General features: G+C 69.4%; 1 protein-coding gene. It reads left to right on the forward strand.

From position 1 onward, the window contains the following. Positions 1 to 60: 60 nt before the first annotated feature. A partial coding sequence (locus tag EON91_RS14520) for a Mur ligase family protein (protein ID WP_292096130.1) occupies positions 61 to 1,139 on the forward strand: 1,079 nt, incomplete at its 3' end.

Below are 1,139 nucleotides of genomic sequence, written 5' to 3' on the forward strand. Positions count from 1 at the left end.
ACCCTCCCTACATAACTCGCGCGCGGATTTGGGGGCGCGCACGATCTGGAGACTAAGGACTTGGCCGACGCCGCCCTCGTGCAAGCCGAACTTGACCGCTTCCGCGACAACGCGGCCGGCCGCGTCTCCCCGGCCTGGGGCACGACCCAGATCCGCAAGGCGCTCGTCGAACTCGGCGACCCGCAGGATCGCATCCCGCCCGCCATCCACATCACCGGCACCAACGGCAAAGGCTCCACCGGCGCCTTCATCCGCGCCATGGCCGAAGCCGCGGGCCTCACCGTCCACGTCTTCACCTCGCCCCATCTCATCCGCGTCAACGAACGCATCCGCGTCGCCGGCAAGCTGGTCGACGACGAAGCCCTCACCGAAGTCCTGTCCGACATCACCCGCCGCACCGAAGGCCTCACCTATTTCGAGGCCCTCACCACCGCTGCATTCTGCCTCTTTGCCCACACCCGCGCCGATCTCTCCATCATCGAAGTCGGCGCCGGCGGCGCGACAGACGCTACCAACGTCATGGCCCGCCCCGCCGCCACCGTCGTCACGCCGATCAGCCGCGACCATGAATCCATGTTCGGCGTCTCCGGCGTCGCCGCCATCGCGCGCCTGAAGGCCGGCATCTTCCGCGAAGGCGTCCCCGCCATCATCGCCGAACAACCGGCCATCGCGCTCGCCGTCCTGCGCGAGGAAGCCCGCGCCGCTGCCGCCAACATCATCGTCGCCCGCGACGACTGGAAAGCCACGTGGGAGGGCGAAGCCTTCACCTACCAGTCGAAGAAGCTCACTGTCCGCACGCCCTGGCTCGGCCTGCGCGGCAAACATCAGGGCCAGAACGCCGCCGCCGCCTGCGCCGTCATCGAAGCGATCGGCGACACGCGCATCACCGCGCAACACATGTCCGCCGGCCTGCGCGAAGCGACATGGCCCGCGCGCCTGCAACGCCTCAAGCATGGCCCGCTGAGTGGTGATGCTGCGATCTGGATCGACGCCGCCCACAATCCCGGCGGCGCCGCCACGCTCGCCGCCGCCATCCGCGCCGCGAAAGAGCAGGGCGACCACGTCGCCATCGTCTTCGCCTGCCAGGCCGTGAAGGACGCCCGCGGCGTCCTCACCGAACTCGCCCCCGTTTGCGACAG

It is taken from the genome of Brevundimonas sp., assembly GCF_004210735.1.
Lineage (GTDB): Bacteria > Pseudomonadota > Alphaproteobacteria > Caulobacterales > Caulobacteraceae > Brevundimonas.